The following is a 20,375-nucleotide window of genomic DNA, read 5'->3' as shown; positions in this document are numbered from 1 at the left end:
CGCCATGGGCTGCGGTCTACCCGGTCAGAACGACACCGGGATGACCGCCGCCCTCTGGCCGCTACTGGGCGAGGCCCAGCGCGATCAGGTGATCGGCCCCGGCCCTGACGGTGTCCTTGTTGCGGACTTCGAGGATCAGCCGCGGGTTGCTGCTCAGCCCCCGCAGCGCGCGGAACACGGAGGCCCACCGGATGTTGCCTTCGCCCGGGTTCCAGTGGCGGTCGGCATAGCCGTCGGTATCCTGAAGATGGACGTGATGGAGCATGTCGCCCGCGGCATGGACGAAATAGTCGACCGGCGGGCCGCCGGTCGAGCCGTGGGCATAATTGGCGTGGCCGGTGTCGATCGAGACGCGGACGAATTCGCTGTCGAAGGAGCGGGCGAGATCGACGCGGATATGGGCGTCCTTGTCCTCGATGTTCTCGATGACCAGCACGACGCCCATGTCGGCGGCACGGCGGACGGCGTCGCCGATGGCGGCATGGGTCAGTTCGATCGTCAGCTGGCGCGCATTCTGATGATCGTCGAGATTGTTGTAGTCCCAGGTCGTGTAGGGCGAGTGGATGACCATCTGCGTCGCGCCGAGATGGGCGCAGACATCCAGCCCCTGATGCATGCGCTTGCCGACGATGGCGCGCACATCGGGGTCCTTCGAGGCGATGTTGAAGCCCCAGAACGGGCCGTGGATCCCCAGCCGCCCGGTATGGCCGTCGAGCGCCGTCAGGACATCGTCGGCCAGCTGCTTCCAGTCGCCGTTCAGGACGTCGGCGAGGAAAAAATCCTGCACCTCGACATCGCGCTGCTTCTCGAGGATCCAGTCCCGGTGAAGGCGGAGACCGGTGAGCGGGAGCGCGGCGCCGAGGATGGGCAGGGCTTGATGCAAAGACATGAGGGGAGTCCGGACAGGCGGGAAATCGGATGGGGGCGTGAGCGACAGCCCTTCGGGCCGGTGTCGCTGCCTCGATGAGAACTAAGCCATCCAGCGGTGACGCGCGGATGACGGCCTCATGCGAAAATCGAGGGAGGGCTGCGCACTTTGATGATTTTAATTTGCCGGCTTCAATTCTGTTTGAACTGAACACGTGGTACGGCAAAATCCCGGCCTTCGGCCCGATCGCCGTGGCGGCGTCAGCCGATCACGCCGGCTGCGCGATATGTCTGCGCAGGGGCCGCGGCGGCATGTTGGTGGTGGTGCCGCCGACATCGGTCCAGCGCGAGGTGTCCTGCGCGATCATCATGCGGGGCTCGACGAGGTCATGGCGGATCGTGCCGCCATCGAGAGTCCAGACCAGATAGCCCGGCCGCGACCAGCGCCGCCATTTGCGCCATTGGCGTTCGAAATGGACCATCGCCGTCGGCGGCGCCCAGACGATGCCCATGCCCTGATAGCGGATCCGGCGGTAGACGTGCAGATGCCCGCAGGCGATCACCTTGACGCCGGCGTCGCGACAGGTTTCGAGCAGCGCCCGCCGCGCCGGATGGGGCACGCAGGAGGTGGTCGGTCTCTCGTCCTTCGCGTCCGTCTCGAAGGGCGGCATGTGCATGAAGACCATGGCCTGGCGCGGCCCGCGCGAGGCGAGCTGATCGCGCAGGAACGCAAGCTGGGCCTCCTCCTCCGCCAGTCCGGACGCCATCAGGGCGCTGTCGAGCCCAATGAGCCGCCAGTCACCGAGATCGTGGCTCCACCACATCGGGCCGACCGTCGTCGTCCAGGCTTCCATGCGCGCCGCATCGATCGGCTGGTTGAGCCGCGAGAAGGGCGGGGCCTCGCCGATGTCGTGGTTCCCCGCCAGCGTCACCACGGGCGCCGGCAGCCGGTTCGAGCTGCGCCTTGGCGAAGGCGAGATCGGCCGGCCGCAACGGGCCGTTGAACGAGATGTCGCCGGTGTGGACGATCAGATCCGGCTTCAGCGCCTGCATCTCATCGACGAAGACATCGTAATTGTCGATGAAATAGGCGTGGGTTTCCGACAGATGCGTGTCCGAAACCTGGACGACGCGCAGCGGCCGGTCGGCGCCTTGGGCCGTGGTCATCTCAGGCGAAGCTCAGATTGTCGGCGCGCAGGTCCATGAAGAAGAAGCTGTAGGGCGTCCAGTTGACCTTCTTCTTCACGCCATAGGTCTCGAGCGGCTGATACAGGATCGTGCCGGGGCAGGCGTCTTCATAGGCGTCGAGCATCTGGGCAAACAGCGCCTTGCGCTTGGCGGGGTCGGTTTCGCCGAGCAGGGCACGACCGGCGGTGTTGAAGGGCGCGGCATCCGCCTCGGCGAAGGCCTTGGTCGTCTGGAAGGCCGAGGCCGGCCCCCAGCTCGGCCAGATCGCGCCGAGCGGATCGGGAAAGCGGGTCGAGTTCGAGGTGTTGCCGACTTGCTGGCCGGGGCCCTGCATCTGCGCGAAGTTCTCGACCACCTGGAGGCGCGCATCGATGCCGACCGCCTTCCACATCTCGATGATGATCTGCGCGGCGTCGAGCGCGCCGGTATAGTAGTTCGGCATGGTGCGGTAGGTGATCGGCTCGCCCTTGTAGCCGGCTTCGCGCAGCAGCGCGCGGGCCCGCTCGGGATTGAAGGCCAGGCCACGCCCTTGGAGGAACATGTCGCCATATTCGGGATAGTTGTGCGAGGGCGGGATCACCGCCCTGCCCAGCCACAGCGCGTCGACCAGCTTCTGCCGGTCGATGGCGACCGCCAGGGCCTGCCGAATGCGCTTGTCCGAGGTGCCGGGGCTGCGCGCATCGAAGGTCAGCAGATGGCTGTTGGCCAGCACGACCGAGCGCGCCTCGACATCCTTGTAGCTCGACATGACCTGGATCTGGTCCGGCGGCACATTGGTGATGAGGTCGAAATCACCGGAGACGAGGCCGGCGATGCGGGCCGACAGCTCCGGGACTTCGCGGAAGGTGACGCGCCGCGCATTCGGCCGGCCCATCCAGTAGCCGTCGAAGGCCTCGAACTCCATGAACTCGTTGGCGCGCATCCGCGAGAAGCGGAAGGGGCCGGTCCCGACCGGGTTCTTGCCGAAGCCCTCGAGGCCGACCTGCTCGTAATGGCGCTTGTTGACGATCCAGGAACACCAGGAGGCCAGCCGCTGCTCCATCAGCACATCCGGCGCGACCGTCTTGAAACGGACGGTGTGCCGGTCGATCGCCTCGACCGCCTCGAGCGTGCCAAAGAACGGGCGACCGCCCGGGATTGCAGGCTTATCGCCCCAGAGGCGCCCGTTCCGGAAGGTATAGGCGACGTCATCAGCGGTCATCTCGTCGCCATTGTGGAATTTCACGTCGGGACGGAACTTCACGATCAGCGACCGCGGAGTTTCCCGTTCCCAGGACAAGGCGAGATGCGGCACCAGCTTGGAACCGCCGCCCCCCGGCTGGCTCTTGAAGTCGCGCCGGATCACTGTGTCGAAGACGGAATAGGTGACGCGCGTGCCGACATTGTTCAGCTCCATCGCCGGCTCGAGAACCTTGGGCAGCTCGGCGACGGCGACCGTCAGGGCCGGGCGCCGGTCGGTCTGCGCGAAGGCGTGCGGGGTGGTGACGACGAACGGCGCGGCAACGGCGCCCTGAACGAAACGACGGCGATTGAGCGACATGGCGAAGGTTCCCGGAGAGCGGTGGCGGAGGGCTATGCGATGCAGGCGACAGGCCCGTGACAGGCCGGCACCATCGGATCAGGTCAGGCGGCCCCGTCGAGCGTCGGGTCGAGCCGGTCGCGCAGCCAGTCCCCGAACAGGCTGACCGACAGGGTCGTCAGAAAGATCACGAGGCCGGGGCAGACCGCGATCCACCAGGCCTGCAGCAGATAGTTGCGGCCCGCGCCCAGCATCTGTCCGAGAGACGTGCCGGGCGGCTGCACGCCGAGCCCCAGGAAGGACAGCGTGGTCTCCAGCAGGATCACCCAGGGAAAGGTGATCGTCATCTGCACCACCAGCGAGGCGGCGATGTTCGGAAGGACATGTTTGAGGTTGACGCGGTTGGCCGTCGCCCCCAGCGCCTTGACCGCCCGCACATAGAGGGCTGCCTGCTCCGAGATGACGAGGCCGCGCACGAGACGGGTGTAGCGCTCCCAGCCCTCGAGGCTGACCAGCACGACGAAGATGAGCAGGTTCGATCCGACGAGGGCGATGAAGGCGATGGCGATGAAGAAGGCCGGCAGGGCCGCCTGGACGTCCACCATCATCATGATCACATCGTCGAGCCAGCCTCTGCGGCGGGCAGCGACATAGCCGAGCACCGTTCCGATTAAAGCCCCGATCAGCGTTCCCGCCAGCGCGATCGCGATCGAGGTCCGGATGCCGTAGATCAGGCGGCTGAGGATATCGCGCCCGAGATGGTCGGTGCCGAGCACATAGGCCCAGTCTCCGCCCCAGAACACCGGTGGGCGGAGGCGGCGCGCGAGATTCTGCGTGGCGAAATCATAAGGCGCGATCACCGGCGCGAGCAGCGACACCACGACCATCAGCAGCAGGAACCCCAGCGCAAGCCGGATGCTGAGCGGCATGCCGCCGGAGAACCGAGAACGCGCACCGCCCGCCGCGACGGCGCCGGCCAGGGGCTCGACGGCACTCACGACGTGCGCCCCTCTGCGCCGAGCATATCGACCCGTGGGTCGATCAAAGCGTGGATGATGTCGACGGCCAGGTTCGAGACGATGATGACGGCAGCGACGAACAGGATCGCGGTCTGGATCACGGCGAGATCGCGCACGCCGGCCGACGACACCAGCAGGCGGCCGACGCCCGGCCAGGCGAAGATCGTCTCGGTGACGGCAGCGCCTGCGAACAGAAGGCCCGTCTCGATCCCCAGAAACATCAGCAGCGGCACCGCCGCATTGGGAAAGACATGGCGCAGCAGCACCGGCAGCCGGGGAACGCCCTTGGCGCGCGCCGTCCGCACGAAGCTCTGGCCGAGCGCCTCGAGCATCGCGGTGCGGGTGAAGCGCGCGATCTTGCCGAGCAGGCCCGCCGCGAGCGTCAGCGTCGGCATCACCAGATGCCACCAGGTGTCCGTGCCCGAGGACGGCAGCCAGCGCAGCGTCAGGGCAAACAGCAGGATGAGCAGGATGCCGAAGAAGAAGGTCGGAATTGAAAAGCCCAGCACGGCGATGGACATGACGATCCGGTCCAGCGCCGAGTTGTGTTTCAGCGCGGCCAGCATCCCCAGCGGAATGCCGATGATCAGCGCCAGGCACAGCGCCGCGGCGGCCAGGAGCAGCGTGTTGGGAATGGCCTCGGCCACGACGACGACCGCCGGGCGACCATCGGCGAACGACACCCCGAGATCGCCGCGCGTCACGGCCAGCAGGAAGCGGGCGTACTGCTCGGCGATCGGCCGGTCGATGCCCCAGCGCTCGCGATAGTCCGCCTTGACCTCGGGCGGCGTGTCGTCAGGCAGTAGCATGTCGGTCGGATCGCCGGCCAGCCGCAGGACGACGAACACGGCGGTGACGCAGATCGCGAGCGTCAGAAGCGCCCGAATCATCCGCCGAGCGATGAAATTCAGCATGCGAATCCCGTTTTGGCAGGACCACCACTCCGCTATGGGGTGGCCTCTTGGCGCTGCTGCATGGCAGGCTGCGTGGTCGCCCTACGGCGATCAGGTGTCAGCGGCGTGACGGCCCATGTGCCCCTGCCGGACGGAGAGGGACTCCATCTCCGCCAGTGCCGGCCGGCATAGGCACCGCGATGATCACTCTGGCGATCAACGCGCTGTAATGCCCTGCCGCGGCGTTGAAATCACGCCGACGCTCGTGCTCGGCAGCCGCGAGACGGTGAAGGAGGCGGTCGCCGCGGGTCTCGGCCTCGGGATCGTGCTCAGCCGCGAAAGGGGCAGCGATCCGCGCCTGCGCGGCGTGCCGGTCGACGATGCCGCGATGACGCCGGGCGAGCATCTCGTCGCACGGCCAGATTGGCGCGCAAGGGGCGCTGTGGCGGCTTTCACCGATGTGGCGCGGCAGGCCTTTGCCTGATCCCCGTCGCTCAGGGGCATCTGGAACACATCGTCCACCGCGCGGTCGCGCGAAACCGGTCGTGCGGCTTTTGAGACGATCCGGTACGAGCTCGGCATCGCTTCTTGCCCCAACGTCATATAAGCGTTGCCGAGCTGCTGTTCATGAGCGCCATTGGCGATCTTCGGACGAGAGGCGGCTATGAAAATCCTGCGGATTATTGCTACGGCATGTCTGATGCTGGCCGCCGCTCCAGCCGGCGCTCAGGGCATCACCCTCGAGTTCCCCACTTACCAACTCCAGGAGAGCTTTGGACCCTGGTGGCGGGCGGTCACAGCGGAGTTCGAGAAGCAGAATCCCGGCGTGAAGATCAATCTGACGAACGCGCCATCGAACGATCACCACCGGATGCTGACCACGCGCTTCGCCGCGGGCAACCCGCCCGATATCGTCCACATGACGGCCCGCTTCGTCTGGGGCTATGGCGCAGAGGGCGTGCTCGAGCCTCTCGATCGCTGGGTGGACAAGACCGACATCCGGACATCCTGGGTTCCGAACCAGGCGGCGATGACGGTGGACGGCAAGACGCTGGGCCTCGTGATGCTGAACTACGGCTTCGGCCTCCTCTACAACGAACCGATGCTCAAGGCCGCCGGTGTCTCCGTCCCGACGACGGAAGCCGAGTTGATCGCCGCGGCCAAAAGCCTGACCAAGGTCAGGGACGGCCGCACCGAGCAGTATGGTTTTGCGATGAACACCTCCACCTCGTCGTGGGGATACATGTACTTCATGCATTTCCATGCCGGGCGCGACCGCGAGCTGGTCAAGGACGGCAAGCTCGACAGCCAGGACGAGATTGCGCGGACGCTCGAGACCATCGACGGCCTGATCAAGGCCGGCGTCTCGCCGAAAGGTCTCGACAACACCCCGATGCGCCGGCTGTTCTGGGGCGGTCAGGCCGCCATGTATATCGACGGAAGCTGGGCTCCAGGCTACGCCGACAACATGGCGAATGCGGCTGTCAAGGACGGCTGGCGGGTCGCCAAGCTACCCTTCTCCAATATGGCCGGCGGCCCCTCCAATGCGCTCGCCATGCCCAAAGAGATCACGCCTGAGCGCAAGGAGCTGGTCTGGAAATTCATCCAGCTCGCCGCCAGCCCCGAATGGCAGCAGAAATACGCGGAGGTCACCGGAAATCCGCCCGGCCGCGTAGGCATGGTCTCGGACACAGCCAAGGCGAAGTGGCCGACATTGGCCATGTTCGACGCCGCCGCATCTGCGCCGTCGCGCTCGCATCTCCCGATTGGCTACGAGAGCGAGTTCACCAAGATCTCGGACATCGTCGCCAATGAAATGTCGGCCATGGTGACCGGCAAATACGGCTCGGCCGAAGCGGCGAAGCGGATCGTCGAAGTGATCAACCGTGACGTCATCCGCAAGTAGCGCGGCCTTTGGCGACAGCAGGGCGGCGACCAGACGCCGCCCTGTGCTTGATCTCGAGCGGCAGGCCCTCGTCTTTCATCTCTGTCTGCTCGTGCCGGCCATCCTGGTGACAACCGCTTTCGTCGCCTGGCCGATCATCAAGCTGATCCAGATATCGCTGCACGAGTTGCGGCTGAACGAGTTGATGCGGCCGATCGTCAAGCCGATGACGCTCGCCAATTACGAGCGCGCCCTGCTTCATCCGGACATGCCCCGCGTCGCCTTCGCCACGGCGGTCTTCACCATTGCAAGCACGGCGATCGCCTTCGTTCTCGGGATGGCCACCGCGCTGGCCCTTGGCTCGCTCAGGCGCGGCCGCGCCGCGATGCAGACCGCGCTCATCAGCCCCTGGGCCGTCGCGCCCGTCATCGCCAGCGTGGTCTGGATGCTGCTGCTCGACGAGCGCTTTGGCCTGATCAATGCGGCGATACTCGGAACAGGGCTTGCGTCCTCGCCGGTTCCGTTCCTGAGCGCGCCGGACTGGGCGCTCGCATCCGTCACGCTGGTGGCGATCTGGAAGGAATATCCCTTCTTCACGGTGATGATGGCGGCGGCCTTGCAGTCCGTGCCACGGGAACTCTACGAGGCGGCTCGGCTTGACGGCGCCGGATCCGTGGCTCTGTTTCGCTATGTCACCTGGCCGCTGGTAAAACCGGTTGCTGTCGTGGCGATCTTTCTCGCGACCATGTCGGCTTTTCGCAATGTCGAGACGATCATGGTGATGACGGGTGGAGGTCCTGCTCGCGCCACCGAGACCCTCGCCCTGCGGGTCTACACCGAGACCTTCCGTTTCCTTTCGCCCGGAACGGGTGCGGCGCTCGGCGTCGTGACGCTTTTGGTCGGGCTCGTGCTTGCTGCCCTGTTCTGGCCCGCCATGACGCGGAAAGCGCGATGACGCAGCCGATCGAAACGGACGGCATGCATGTTGCCGAACGCAATGTCTGGACGATCGCGGGCTGGCTCACCCTGGCCGCGATGGCGGTCTTGTCCCTCCTGCCGATCTACTGGATGGCGCTGTCCTCGGTTCGTTCCGACGAAGCGCTGAGCCGGTGGCCGCCGGCCCTGTCGCCCTTCGCCGAAGACCTGACGCTCGGCGCCTGGGCGCTGGTGCTCGGCAACGAGCAGACGATGGCGTGGCTCGCCAATTCGATTGTGATCGCGCTCGGATCGGTTGCGACGACGCTGCTGATCGCGACGCCGGCGGCCTATGCGCTGTCGCGCGGCACGGGAGCGTTGATCGGCACCGGTGCGGGGCTTCTCTTCGTCTCGAAGCTGCTGCCGGCGACGGTCCTGATCACGCCGCTCTACGTCATGATGCGCGGCTTCGGCCTCCTGGGCTCGCCGGTGTCGGTACTGCTGGGCAACCTGTCCTTCGCCGTGCCGCTCGCGACCTTCGTCCTCAAGGGCTATATCGACACTGTCCCCCGATCGATCGACGAGGCGGCGGCGATCGACGGCGCCTCGCGCTTGCGCACGCTGGCGACCATCATCACGCCCAATCTGGCGCCGGCCCTGTCGGCCGTCGCGATCTATGTGTTCGTCGTCTCCTGGAACGACTTCATTTTCGCCCGCACCTTCCTCGCAGGCGGCAAGGCGACGACGATCACCGTCGGGGCCACGCAGTTCATGGGCGAATACCAGACGCGCTGGAACCAGTTGATGGCGGTGAGCTGCCTGGCAACCCTGCCATGCCTGACCTTCTTCCTTCTACTCCAGCGGCATCTGGTCCGCGGGTTGCGGCAGGGCCTCTGAAACCTGGCGGGTGAGACAATGGCACGATGCGATGACTTTGCGGTTCTGGCCGATCTCCACTTCATGCCGGAGGGGAGCCTGCTCTATGGGATCGATCCGCGGGTCAGGCTCGACGCCGCGCTGGCGCTGCTGGCGCGCGACCATGCCGGCGTCGGGTGTCTCGTGCTCCTGGGCGACCTCGCCCATCGCGGCGAGGTGGAATCCTATCAGGCGCTCGCACAGGCGCTCGCCGGGGCAGCCGTGCCTATCATTCCGATGATGGGCAATCACGATCGGCGGAGCGTCTTCCTCGGCGAATATCCGCAATCTGCGCCTCGGCAGGACGGCTTCGTTCAGTCGGTCGTCGAGCTCGCGCGCTGCACGCTCATCACGCTCGATACGCTGGACGAGGGACGCGGCGATGCCGGCGGGCGGCTTTGCCCGGAGCGGCTGCTGTTTCTGCGCGACGCCTTGCGCGATGCGAGGACCGACAAGCCGGTCTACTGCTTCATGCATCATCCGCCCTTCGCGACCGGCTCGCCCGCCTATGACGCGATCGCGCTCGATGAGCCGGAGGCGCTTCTACGCATCTTCGACGCGGCCGGACGCCGGCCCGATCACATCCTGTGCGGCCATGTGCACCAGACCATCAACGGATCGTGGCATGGAATTCCGATCTCCACCCAGCGCTCGCTCGTCCACCAGCTCGGTCAGGAGGGAGAAGCCGACGCGATCGAGGGAACGCTCGAGCAACCCACCGTCGCGATCGGCACCGTAGCGCCGGACGGGTTGCGGCTGCGCCATCGCAACCTGCTCTATGAAGGCCCCGTCTTCCTGCCGAAGGGCACCAGCGAGATCATCCTGCGTCCCTGACGACTGCCGGCTGTACGACATCTCGGATCTGGTCAGGGCACTTGATCAGAAGTCCTGGAACAGGGCTCGCCGCTGAGGATCCACGAGCGGCCTTGCAGCGCTCGGGATTGTAGGTCGCCGTCACGGTCGCACCGTTGGCCACAATGGCGGGGAAGAGGGCGGCCAGACGCCCTGCTCGATCAGGTCGCCCAGCACGCGCGGCGGGCCGACGATGCAGCCCTGTCCCGCCACCGCCGCTTGCACTATCATGAAGAAATGCGGTGCCGTGCGGACCTGCGCGGGGCGGGCCATGCCGGCCGCTTCGAGCCAGCGCTCCCGTTCGCCGCAGCGCGTCTGCGCGACAAGGATCGTTTCCGCCTTGGGACCGGAGGGGCCGCTCTGCCGCATGAGCCAGCAGCGTCAGCCGTTCCACGCCGGTTGGGCGCACCAGCCACCCGGTCGGCCTCCATTCGTTGCGCATGAGGGCGATGTCACGACACTTCTCGCGAGTAGCCGCCCCGGTCTGATCCCCTGCAAAAAAATGGGGAGCACGTTGGGACACTCGCCACGGCTGCTCGCTGTGCCGAGTTGCTGACGGCGTGATCCGTTCGTGTTCAGGCTGCCTGTTGCCGGATCGCCGAGACCACGAAATCGGTCGCAGCCTCCAGGAGATCTTGCCCGCCAGGATGGGGGAACCTGGCGGCAAGATCGCCACTCAGTGACTCGATCGCCCGCATCACCAAAGCCGCGGCGTCACGCTCGCCGAGATGGTTGAGCAACATCGCACAGGCCCAAAAGGCTCCGACGGGGCAGCGAGCGGCTCCGATACCTGTTCCCCGAGCGGAGCTATCAAGGGGTTCGAACAAGGCTGGAGTCCGGCCCTTCAGATTGAGACTGGCCGCGGCGAAGACCCCCGGGGGGCCGGCCAAGGCGGCGGCCCAGGCGGACAGAACATGGCTATAGAGACTGGGTGTCGCGATTGTATCGATCGTTTGCGGATGGTGTGTCATTCGCCCACCCAATGCAGCGATTGGCGCATAATCGACGACGACATCGGGATAGCCCTGCGCGACACGCTCTGCGGTCTCCCTCCACATCGCCAAGCCATGATTGAGCGGATAGGTCCCGGTGACCACCGTCAGACGTTTGCGCGGGCGCGATCGCGCCGTTTGGAAGGCGTGACGCAGCAGGCCCTCGACGTCGGGCTGCCTCGATATCCAGCTGTCGCGCACCATCGCCAGGTCAGAATCGTTCGGCGCAAGATCGCCGTCACCCGGACGCGATGCGCCGTCGACGCCTCCGACGACCAACCAGTCGAGCTGGGGCGGCGAGACGCCAAGGAGCGGGCTGCGAAGCTCGTTAAGGGTTCGAATTGGACAAATGGTCACCGCAAGGTCGAGGCAGGCGACGATCGTCTGCCGAAAGGCCGCGAACGGCCGATCATCGATCGTGCCGTGCGCGCCCGTGACCAGCAAGACCGCGTCTGAAGAGCAGACAGATGCCAGAAGATCGGTTGGGACGGTCGAGCCGTGTCTGCCGACTGTCCGTCGTCAGATGATTTGAGACTGTTGCGGCGTCTCAGGAACGGAGGTTCTGGCTCATCTGGGTTTGAGGTTATGCGGCCTGCAGCTGATGCTGCAAGCGTCTGCGCTGGATTGTCTGGCGCTTGATCCTTTCGCGTTCGGTGAGGATGGCCTGCCCGCGGCCGAAGTAGACGTCGGCCGGGGTGAGGTTGCCGAGGCTCTCGTGGTAGCGGGCATGGTTGTAATGCTCGACGAAGGCGGCAACCTGCCGTTCGAGATCGCCGGGCAGATAGTAGTTTTCCAGCAGGATGCGGTTCTTCAGGGTCTGGTGCCAGCGCTCGATCTTGCCCTGTGTCTGAGGGTGATAGGGCGCGCCGCGAACGTGTTTCATGCCCTTGCCGTCGAGCCAGGTGGCGAGGTCGGCCGAGATGTAGGAACTGCCGTTGTCGCTCAACAGCCTGGGTCGATGAGCGACCGTGATCTGGTCGAGCCCCGATGCCGCCAGAGCCAGATCGAGCGTGGCGGTGACGTCGTCAGCCCGCATCGTGGCGCAGAGCTTCCAGGCGACGATGAAGCGGGAGAAGTCGTCGAGCACGGTTGAGAGATAATACCAGCCCCAGCCCGTGATCTTCAGGTAGGTGAAGTCGGTCTGCCAGAGCTGGTTGGGCGCCGTCGTCTTGTCCTTGAACTCGGACGCCGCCTTGATGACGATGTAAGCCGGGCTGGTGATCAGATCATGCGCCTTCAGCAGCCGGTACACCGATGCTTCCGAGACAAAGTAGTGTTTTTCGTCGGTGAAGCGCACCGCCAGCTCGCGTGGGCTCAGCTCCGTTTCGCGCAGCGCCAGGTCGATGATCTCGGCCCGGATCGGGTCGGGAATCCGGTTCCAGACACGATCCGACCGCGAGCGATGATCGGCAAGCGCCTCGATCCCGCCGGTGAGATAGCGATCGTACCAGCGATAGAACGTGGCGCGCGGGATGCCGAGCTTGTCCAAGGTGCGACGCGCCGGCAGGTGCGATCCCTCGACCAGGCGGATGATCTCGGCCTTCTCGGAGGCGGGATACCTCATATGTCGTCCTCCCCATCCGCGAGCATGCTTTTTTTAAGCAGGCGGTTTTCCAGGGTCAGATCGGCCACAGCCTCCTTCAGGGCCTGCGCCTCGCGACGCAGTTCCTTCACCTCGTCTGACGTCGCGGCGCGGGCCGTGTCACCGGCGAGACGGCGCTTGCCGGCGTCGAGGAACTCCTTCGACCAGCCGTAATACATCGACGAGGCGATCCCCTCGCGCCGGCACAGCTCCGCGATGCTCTCCTCGCCGCGCACGCCCTCCAGCACGATGCGGATCTTCTCTTCGGCCGAGAACTGCCGCCGCGTCGCTCGGCGAATATCCTTCACGACTTGCTCTGCCGGTGCTTTCTCCGGCCCCGATTTCTGTCTCATCTGCGCTCCTGAATGGCTGCGATGATCCAGAAATCCTCCCTTCCCGAAAACCCCTAAACTGTCTCAAGAGCGCTGAAGGCGGACAATCCTCTCGGCGAGATCGCGATCAGCGAGCATTTGCGCGAATGGGCCAAGCGCCAGCCGGACAAGCCAGCCTGCATCTTCTACGGCCGGGAGATCACGTATGCCGAGCTGGACGAGCTCAGCGACCGCTTCGCTGCTCTGTTGCACGAGTCCGGCGTGCGCCCTGGCGATCGGGTCGCGGTCTTCCTGCCGAACTGCCCGCAGTTCATGCTCGCCTTCTTCGCCATCCTGAAGCTCGGGGCGGTGCATGTGCCCGTGAATCCGCTATTCCGGGAAGCCGAACTCGCCTACGAGTTGAACGACACCGGCGCGCGGACCATCATCTGTCTGGACAGTCTCATGCCGCTGCTGCGGCAGGTCCGGGATCAGACAACGGTTGCGACTGTCTTCGTCACGAGCTTCGCCGAGATGCTGCCTGAGGTGCCGAGTGTGCCCTTGCCGAAGGCGCTGCTGCAGACCAAGGTCACATGCGACGATGCCATCGACCTGCTGCCGGCGCTGGCGAAGGTGACGGCGCGCGCGCCCGCCATAGCGCCCGATCTCGATGCGGTCGCCGCTCTGAACTACACGGGTGGCACGACCGGCATGCCGAAGGGCTGCATCCACACCCAGCGCGACATGCTCTACACGGCCGGCACCAGCCTGGCGGCAAGCTTCCAGCTGACGCCCGACGATGTCGTCGTCAATTTCGTGCCGATCTTCTGGATCGCCGGCGAGGACACCGGGTTGCTCTTCCCGATCGTGGCGGGTGCCACCGTGGTGTTGATGGCACGCTGGGATGCGGTGGGCTTCATGACGGCGGTCGCACGCTACAAGGCGAGCTTTGCCTATCTGCTCGTCGACAATGCCGTCGAGATCCTCGAGCATCCACAGACGGCGTCGTTCGATCTGACCACACTGCAGAAGGTCCGCGCCTCGTCCTTCGTGAAGAAGCTGAACCCGGATTTCCGGGCCCGCTGGCGGGCTCTGACCGGCGCGGACATGATCGAGGCGGCCTGGGGCATGACCGAAACCCACACGATGGACAGCTTCACCATCGGCATGCAGCAGGAGGATTTCGACCTGTTGTCCCAGCCGGTCTTCGTCGGCCTGCCGGTTCCGGGCACTGACTTCAAGATCTGTGATTTCGACAGTGGAGCTTTGCTGCCGCTTGGCGAAACCGGCGAGATCTGCATCCGCTCGCCATCGCTGTTCAAGGGCTACTGGAACAAGCCCGATGCGACGGCAGAGGCAATTCGCGCGGGCTTTCTCCATACCGGCGACATCGGCGTGATCGACGAGCAGGGCTATCTGCACTTCCTCGGACGCCGCAAGGAGATGCTCAAGGTCAAGGGAATGAGCGTCTTCCCGGCCGAGATCGAGGCGATGCTCGGCCAGCATCCCGCTATCGCTGGATCGGGGGTCATCGGTCGCGACGATGCCGAGCGCGGGCAGGTTCCGGTGGCGTTCATCGCGCTCGCCGAAGACGCAGCGGGGCTGCACGAGGCTGCGCTCGCCGCCTGGTGCCGTGAGCGTATGGCAGCCTACAAGGTGCCCGAGATCAGGCTCGTGCAGGCGCTTCCCATGACCGCGACGGGGAAGGTCAGGAAGGAAGAGCTCAGGGCTTTGCTTTGAGGCGGGCCGATCAGCCCCTGTCTGCATGATGAGGAGACGAGGCTGTCCCCGGCGATCGACGGATGCGAGGCTTCAACGACGCAACAGACTACTGCTGCGTCCGGCGCAGCAGATCGGTGTCGTAGCCAAGCGCGCGGGCGCGGCTGACCAGGGCCGCGTAGTGGCGGCGGCTGATCGTCTCGTCGCGCGTCAGGATCCAGAGATACTTGCCAGAGGGCTCGCCGACGATCGACCAGGAGTAGTCACTGGCACGGTCCAGGATCCAGTAATCACCTTGGAAGGGCCAGAAGAACGTGACCTTCAGCTTGGCCCCGCCCGACCCATCGACCACGCGTGCTGTTGCCTCTGCGGTCCTGAGCGGGCCGGCCGGGTCGCTCTGCCGACATGAGTTGACGACCGCGATCGAGCCATCGGGCTTTGCGGCATAATCGGCCGTGACCTTTTCACAGCCCTTCTGGAAGCTGGCCTCATAGCGGCCTTGCTCATACCATTTGCCGAGATAGCGGTTCAGTTCGACCGGCTTGCGTGGCTGAGGGACGCTCACATTGCCGACGGGCTGCTTCTCCAGCGGGTTGCAAGCTGCGAGTGCCAGGCCTGACAACATGATCAGCGCGATCGGAGCGATCTTCTTCATGGCGCGTCCTCTTGAAAGCCGCTTCTCAACGCTCCCGATGAGGCTGGGTTCCGCACCAGCCGGCACCGGCAGACGACGTCGGCGGCATGGGAGCCGTTGATACCGGCTGCCCCGGGGGATAAGCGGACAGGCTGGAGCCAGTGTGCGGTACGAGTCTCACTGAACTCCTTGCCTTGTCCGGACCTCTCAGGCCTGGGCGACCAGCTTGTCTTGAGTCCTGCTTTCGAAATCGCCAGCATCGTGACGTTCGTGCAGTTGCCCGGACAGATCGCCTGACGTGCGATTGACCTTCCGGCCGCGGGCTACAGCGGGTCGCGCGAAAATCTGGTCGGCCCATCGCTGGACGTTGGTGTACTCCTGAACGGACAGGAACTCAGCCGCACCGTACTGCCAGCCCTTCACGAGCCCGCCATACCAGGGCCAGATCGCCATGTCGGCGATCGTGTAGTCGCTGCCAGAAATGAACTCGTTGTCGGCAAGTCGCCGGTCGAGCACGTCGAGCTGGCGTTTCACTTCCATGGCGTATCGGTTGATCGGGTATTCGAACTTGGCCGGAGCATAAGCGTAGAAGTGACCGAAGCCGCCGCCGAGGAACGGCGCCGAGCCCATCTGCCAGAACAGCCAGGAAAGCGTTTCGGCCCGCGCCGCCGGCTCCGTCGGCAGGAACGCGCCGAACTTCTCGGCCAGATGCATCATGATGGCGCCGGATTCGAAGATACGGATTGGCGTCGGCCCGCTGCGATCCATCAGGGCGGGGATCTTGGAGTTGGGATTGACCTCGACGAAGCCAGAGCCGAACTGGTCGCCATCGCCGATCTTGATCAGCCAGGCGTCGTATTCGGCACCGGCATGGCCGAGCGCCAGCAACTCCTCCAGCATGATCGTGACCTTCTGGCCGTTCGGGGTACCCAGCGAATAGAGCTGCATCGGATGCTTCCCGACAGGCAACGCCTTCTCATGCGTCGCGCCGGCGATCGGACGGTTGATGTTGGCGAAGGTGCCGCCGCTGGCCTTGTCCCAGGTCCAGACCTTGGGCGGGACGTATTCGGTGCTGTCGGTCATGTCGCGTACTCCGGATTTGGGCTCAGGTCGCAGGCGGGAAATTGGACGGGAACAGCGCGCGCTGGGCCTCCTCGTCACGTGTCTGCTTGAAAGGGTGGTCTTTGCCAACCGCGCGTGCGCGAGCGCCAGCCGGTCGGGCCTCGATGGTTTCAAACAAGCGCTTGAGATTCCGGAACGGTCCGAGCGGGTCGTCGGCGCCCTTGCGGACCCGAGACGCCCGGTCGAGCCAGCCCCATGCCGACATGTCGGCGATCGTGTAGCTCTCGCCGACGATATAGGTCCTGCCCTCGAGGTGGTCATTCAGCACCTGATAGTGGCGCTCGGCCTCGCGGCGATATCGGTTCACCGCATAGTCCAGACCTTCGGGAGCGGCGAACTGGAAGTGCACGGCCTGTCCCGAGAAAGGACCAAGCCCCGACGCGATGAACAGCAGCCATGAGAGCAACTCGGGCTTGTCCTCGGGCCTGCCCAGAAACTGGCCTGTCTTCTCAGCGAGATAAAGCAGGATGGCGGTCGAATCGAAGACCCGCGTTTCGCTGCCGCCCGGGCCGTCGGTATCGACGATCGCCGGAACCTTGCCATTGGGGTTGATCGCCCTGAACGATGCGGTGTGCTGCTCGCCCTTGCTGGTATCGACGGGGATGGCCTCATAGCGCAGCCCGGTCTCCTCCAGGAACAGCGCGATCTTCGCCGGGTTGGGTGTCGGGTGAAAATAGAAGCGGATCATGCTGTTCTTCCTTGTGTCTGGCTCTGTGCCGTCCGGCGTGCCGCCAGCAGGACGCCGGCCACGATGATGGGCCGGAGCACACCCTGCCCAGAGGAATCGTGCAGTCCGCGCTCGCTTTCCCGAAGAGGCAGCAGAAGCCGTCGAGTTGGCAAGGACAGGCGGTGGACGGTTGGTTGCCATGGCCCCGCACGCATCACGGGTGCCACCCACCCCAGGCGCGAGCAGGTCGGGCGTCGCGAGGACCAGGGCGGCGCGCAGCGCTCGCGATTGAGCAGCCCGCGCCGCCGAGGTCGGCCGCCGCGGCGACGGGGCAGGCGGCGCGTCAGGCCGTGAACATCAGCGGTTCCCGGGCGAACCGCTGGGGGCGGTGTCCTCCCTCTCGGTTGGTGTCAGAAAGGCCAGGATCGTCGCCAGATCCTCGACGTCGCCATATTTCGCGTCGATGTCGAACAATGCGGCGTCATGGGGCCCGGGATGGCGGTCCCCGACGCATTCGCGCGCGACGATCGGGCGGAAGCCATATTGCAGCGCGTCGACCGCGGTGGCCCGCACGCAGCCCGAGGTCGAGCAGCCGACGAGAATGACCGTGTCGATGCCCTGCGCCGTCAGCGTCGGTGCCAGTGCCGTGCCGAAGAAGCTGCTGGGATAGGCCTTCTCGAAGACGATCTCCTCGGCGAGCGGCGCGACAGCAGGGTCGAACTCCGCCAGCGGCTCGCCGCGCACCATCGCGCGCAGCGCCGGCACCTTCTGCACGAACAGCCCGCCGTCGCGCCCCGAAGGATGGTAGATCGGCCGCGTATGCAGGATCGGCACGCTAAGCCTGCGCGCCTGGGCGAACAGGACTTCTGTCTGCGCGACCGCCCGCACCACGCCCTCGGCATAAAGGAGCGCGCCGGGCGTCGTGTAGGAGCGGACGAAGTCGATCGCGATCACGGCCGGGCGCCGGCCGAAGCCGAGGCGGTTGTTGAAGACGCCGCGATAATTCTCCGCCGCGCTCTCCGGCGGCGAGACCGCTGAGGGGGCGAAGGCCTGCGGGCCATAGGCCGGCTCGTCCTGCTTGCGCTCCACCGCCGTGCGCAGCGGCAGGGTCGAGGGCTGGCGCTGAGCCAGGGCGAGCCAGCGGTCGAGATGCTCCGGTTCGAGCTTGTCGAAGCCACGGCTGGCGGCCATCGCCGCGATGCTCTCGCGCGTCCAATTCATCGTGCCGTCTCCGTCATCGCGCGCTGCGCCCGCCAGGGCGTGCGGTCCTCATAGGCCGCGGCGAGCGCGAGGATGTCGCTCTCGCCATGGCGCCGGCCGACGATCTGCCAGCACAGCGGCAGCCCGGCCGCCGTGAAGCCGATGCATTGCATCAGGGCCGGGTGGTCGGAGAGGTTGAACGGGGTCAGCAGCGTCTGCGTGGTGAAATCGGTCATCTCCGGCTCGACGCCGAGCCGCGGTGCGACATGCAGCGGGCCATAGGTCACGAGCGCGTCGTAGCGTTGGATCAGCGCATCGATCTCCGCCGCGATCTGGCCGCGCCGGCGCTGGGCGGCAATGTAGTCGACGGCCGAGGCCAGCGACCCCGCCATCAGCTTGTCGCGTAGCGCGAAGCCGAGCTCGCCCGGCCGCTCGCGCAGCTCCTTCTCGTGGATCGCCGCCGATTCCGGCGGGCCGATCAGCCGGGTCACGGCGTAGCAATCGGCCGCGCTGACGGGCAGGGCGACGGTCTCGAGGATCGCGCCCTCGGCCTCCAGCAGGGCGACCGCGTCGGCGAAGGCAGCGGCGAGCGGTGCGTCCGGCGGGGGCATCCCGGGGCCGGGATCGGACACGATCGCGATCCGCAGTCCGTCGAGGCGCGGGCCGCCCGGCGCCATCGGCGCCTTGCCGGTGAGTTCACTGAGGACCAGCGCCGCATCGCGCGCGGTCCAGGCGAAGATCCCCGGTTTGTCCAGCGTGTAGCAGTTGGGCAGGATGCCCGAGCGGTCGAGCACGTCGGAGGTGGCGATCAGGCCGAGCGTGCCCGTCGCGGCCGCCGGCAGGCGCACCGAGCCGGTGGTGTCGGAGCCGAGCGCAAACAGCGTGGTCCCGGCCGCGACGCTCGTGCCGGCGCCGGTGCTGGAGCCGCCGGCGAAGCGTTCCGTGTCCCAGGGGTTGCGGGCGGTCGGGAAGGGCAGGTCGAAATACTCGCCGCCATTGCCGGTGCCGAACTCCCAGGTGTTGAGCTTGCCGAGCAGGATCGCGCCGGCCGCGCGCAGCCTGGCGACGAGCGCCGCATCCTGCGTCGGCACATGGTCGAGCCGGACGCGCGAGCCCGCGGTCGCGGGCAGCCCGGCGGCGTCGTAATTGTCCTTCACCGCATAGGGGATGCCGTGCAGCGGCCCGCGCCGCCGGCCGGCCCTGATCTCCGCTTCCGCCTCCCGGGCGGCGGCACGGGCCTGCTCGGCCGCGACATGGATGAAGCTGTGGATCGCCCCGTCCACCGCTGCGATGCGCCCGAGGCAGGCCTCGACGAGATCGACCGGCGAGAGGGTGCCGGCGGCGATGCGCTCCGACGCCTCGCAGACGCTCAGCTGCCAGAGTGGACGATCGATGATGACGCCGTCAGACATCGTTGCGCGCCAGATGGGCGAGCACGGCGTCGAGAGGCTCGACATCGCCGAACTTCGCGTCGATGTCGAACAGGTTCCAGGCGACGGCGCCGGCGATCCGGTCGCCCACCGCCTCGCGCACCACGATCGGCCGGAAGCCCTCGGCGATCGCGTCCTCGGTCGAGTGCCGGACGCAGGCCGAGGCCGTGACGCCGGTCAGGATCACCGTGTCGACGCCCATGCCCTTGAGCAGGCTCGACAGGTTGGTGCCGTGGAAGGCGCTCGCCCGCTTCTTCAGGATGACGAACTCGCCCTCGCGCGGGGCGAGTTCGGCGTCGATCTCCGCCTCCCAGCTCCCGGTCTTCATCGCCTCGATCGGCACCTTGCGCGACCACAGACCCATGTCGCTGTGCGGGCCGGCGGTCACGTCATAGGCGGTGGTGGTAAAGATGATCGGCAGGCCTTTGGCGCGGCAGGCGTCGAGCAGCGCCCGGTTGGCGGGAATGACGCTGTCCATGCCGCCGCAGGTGAAGGGGCTGCCCGGCCGTGTCCAGCCATTGGCCATGTCGATGACGACGAGCGCCGGTGCCTGGCCCCAGCCGACGCGGCGCTCGAAGCCGCGCTGCGCATAGAAGGCGGAATTCTCCGCGAAGATCGATCGCAGGCTCTGGTCCAGCACGTCGCTCATGGCGGCTCTCCTCTCG

At 66.2% G+C, this 20,375-nt stretch carries 20 protein-coding genes and 1 pseudogene; 6 read left to right on the top strand and 15 right to left on the bottom strand.

The window, feature by feature from the left end:
• Positions 1-61: 61 nt before the first annotated feature.
• The 6 genes from SJY11_RS16535 to SJY11_RS16510 form a co-directional block, all read right to left on the bottom strand.
• The gene (locus tag SJY11_RS16535) at positions 62-889 is read right to left on the bottom strand and encodes a sugar phosphate isomerase/epimerase family protein (RefSeq protein ID WP_376987840.1); all 828 of its coding nucleotides are present in this window, start codon (positions 887-889) and stop codon (positions 62-64) included.
• A gap of 247 nt (positions 890-1,136) precedes the next feature.
• On the bottom strand, positions 1,137-1,775 hold the full coding sequence (locus SJY11_RS16530) for a metallophosphoesterase family protein (protein WP_376989353.1): 639 nt from the start codon (positions 1,773-1,775) through the stop codon (positions 1,137-1,139).
• Positions 1,666-2,034: a metallophosphoesterase family protein gene (locus tag SJY11_RS16525; RefSeq protein ID WP_376987838.1), complete on the bottom strand. Its 369-nt coding sequence runs from the start codon at positions 2,032-2,034 to the stop codon at positions 1,666-1,668. Before SJY11_RS16525 ends, SJY11_RS16530 begins: the two co-directional genes overlap by 110 nt.
• A 1-nt stretch (position 2,035) precedes the next feature.
• A complete protein-coding gene (locus SJY11_RS16520) occupies positions 2,036-3,595 on the bottom strand; it encodes an ABC transporter substrate-binding protein (protein ID WP_376987836.1) in 1,560 nt (519 codons plus the stop codon).
• A gap of 83 nt (positions 3,596-3,678) precedes the next feature.
• Positions 3,679-4,503, bottom strand: a complete 825-nt coding sequence (locus SJY11_RS16515; RefSeq protein WP_376989351.1) for an ABC transporter permease — start codon at positions 4,501-4,503, stop codon at positions 3,679-3,681.
• 65 nt (positions 4,504-4,568) lie between these two features.
• Complete coding sequence (locus SJY11_RS16510) at positions 4,569-5,507, bottom strand: ABC transporter permease (RefSeq protein ID WP_376987834.1); 939 nt, start codon at positions 5,505-5,507, stop codon at positions 4,569-4,571.
• Between the two features lie 208 nt (positions 5,508-5,715).
• Between SJY11_RS16510 and SJY11_RS16505 the strand changes: the two genes are divergently transcribed.
• From SJY11_RS16505 to SJY11_RS16485, 5 genes are all read left to right on the top strand, one after another.
• A complete protein-coding gene (locus SJY11_RS16505; RefSeq protein ID WP_376987833.1) occupies positions 5,716-5,970 on the top strand; it encodes a LysR substrate-binding domain-containing protein in 255 nt (84 codons plus the stop codon).
• Between the two features lie 216 nt (positions 5,971-6,186).
• Positions 6,187-7,392, top strand: coding sequence for an ABC transporter substrate-binding protein (locus SJY11_RS16500; protein ID WP_376987831.1), 1,206 nt, complete (start codon positions 6,187-6,189; stop codon positions 7,390-7,392).
• Between the two features lie 43 nt (positions 7,393-7,435).
• Positions 7,436-8,326 carry a carbohydrate ABC transporter permease gene (locus SJY11_RS16495; protein ID WP_376987829.1) on the top strand — a complete coding sequence of 297 codons (891 nt, stop codon included), beginning with the start codon at positions 7,436-7,438 and terminating at the stop codon, positions 8,324-8,326.
• Positions 8,323-9,183 (top strand): carbohydrate ABC transporter permease, encoded by an 861-nt coding sequence (locus SJY11_RS16490; RefSeq protein ID WP_376987827.1) that lies wholly within the window; start codon positions 8,323-8,325, stop codon positions 9,181-9,183. Before SJY11_RS16495 ends, SJY11_RS16490 begins: the two co-directional genes overlap by 4 nt.
• 18 nt (positions 9,184-9,201) lie before the next feature.
• The gene (locus tag SJY11_RS16485) at positions 9,202-10,035 is read left to right on the top strand and encodes a metallophosphoesterase (protein ID WP_376987826.1); all 834 of its coding nucleotides are present in this window, start codon (positions 9,202-9,204) and stop codon (positions 10,033-10,035) included.
• A gap of 120 nt (positions 10,036-10,155) precedes the next feature.
• Here the strand turns inward: SJY11_RS16485 and SJY11_RS16480 are convergent, their stop codons facing one another.
• The 3 genes from SJY11_RS16480 to SJY11_RS16470 form a co-directional block, all read right to left on the bottom strand.
• A complete protein-coding gene (locus SJY11_RS16480) occupies positions 10,156-10,422 on the bottom strand; it encodes a hypothetical protein (RefSeq protein WP_376987825.1) in 267 nt (88 codons plus the stop codon).
• 206 nt (positions 10,423-10,628) lie between these two features.
• A complete protein-coding gene (locus SJY11_RS16475; RefSeq protein ID WP_376987823.1) occupies positions 10,629-11,489 on the bottom strand; it encodes an isocitrate/isopropylmalate family dehydrogenase in 861 nt (286 codons plus the stop codon).
• Positions 11,490-11,628: 139 nt separating this feature from the next.
• A protein-coding gene (locus SJY11_RS16470) for an IS3-like element ISMex37 family transposase (protein WP_376984341.1) occupies positions 11,629-12,980 on the bottom strand; the annotation gives its coding sequence in 2 pieces (ribosomal slippage) (positions 11,629-12,644 and positions 12,644-12,980; 1,353 coding nt in all).
• 87 nt (positions 12,981-13,067) lie between these two features.
• Between SJY11_RS16470 and SJY11_RS16465 the strand changes: the two are divergent.
• A pseudogene (locus tag SJY11_RS16465) lies at positions 13,068-14,678 on the top strand (AMP-binding protein); the annotation flags it as partial.
• Between the two features lie 88 nt (positions 14,679-14,766).
• On the opposite strand, the gene SJY11_RS16460 reads toward SJY11_RS16465, so the two are convergent.
• The 6 genes from SJY11_RS16460 to SJY11_RS16435 form a co-directional block, all read right to left on the bottom strand.
• Positions 14,767-15,312 carry a lipocalin family protein gene (locus SJY11_RS16460; RefSeq protein WP_376987822.1) on the bottom strand — a complete coding sequence of 182 codons (546 nt, stop codon included), beginning with the start codon at positions 15,310-15,312 and terminating at the stop codon, positions 14,767-14,769.
• A 186-nt stretch (positions 15,313-15,498) separates the two neighbouring features.
• The gene (gene yghU / locus SJY11_RS16455; protein WP_376987821.1) at positions 15,499-16,374 is read right to left on the bottom strand and encodes a glutathione-dependent disulfide-bond oxidoreductase; all 876 of its coding nucleotides are present in this window, start codon (positions 16,372-16,374) and stop codon (positions 15,499-15,501) included.
• A gap of 22 nt (positions 16,375-16,396) precedes the next feature.
• A complete protein-coding gene (locus SJY11_RS16450; RefSeq protein ID WP_376987820.1) occupies positions 16,397-17,101 on the bottom strand; it encodes a glutathione S-transferase family protein in 705 nt (234 codons plus the stop codon).
• Between the two features lie 336 nt (positions 17,102-17,437).
• Positions 17,438-18,301 carry an isochorismatase family protein gene (locus SJY11_RS16445; RefSeq protein WP_376987819.1) on the bottom strand — a complete coding sequence of 288 codons (864 nt, stop codon included), beginning with the start codon at positions 18,299-18,301 and terminating at the stop codon, positions 17,438-17,440.
• The gene (locus SJY11_RS16440) at positions 18,298-19,692 is read right to left on the bottom strand and encodes an amidase (RefSeq protein WP_376987818.1); all 1,395 of its coding nucleotides are present in this window, start codon (positions 19,690-19,692) and stop codon (positions 18,298-18,300) included. The genes SJY11_RS16445 and SJY11_RS16440 overlap by 4 nt, the downstream gene beginning before the upstream one ends.
• Complete coding sequence (locus SJY11_RS16435; protein ID WP_069054948.1) at positions 19,685-20,359, bottom strand: isochorismatase family protein; 675 nt, start codon at positions 20,357-20,359, stop codon at positions 19,685-19,687. The genes SJY11_RS16440 and SJY11_RS16435 overlap by 8 nt, the downstream gene beginning before the upstream one ends.
• Positions 20,360-20,375 lie beyond the last annotated feature (16 nt).

It is taken from the genome of Allobosea sp. R86505 (genome assembly GCF_042466375.1).
Classification (GTDB): domain Bacteria; phylum Pseudomonadota; class Alphaproteobacteria; order Rhizobiales; family Beijerinckiaceae; genus Allobosea.
Note: the sequence above shows the minus strand (reverse complement) of the source record. Positions and strands in the feature narration are given on the sequence as shown.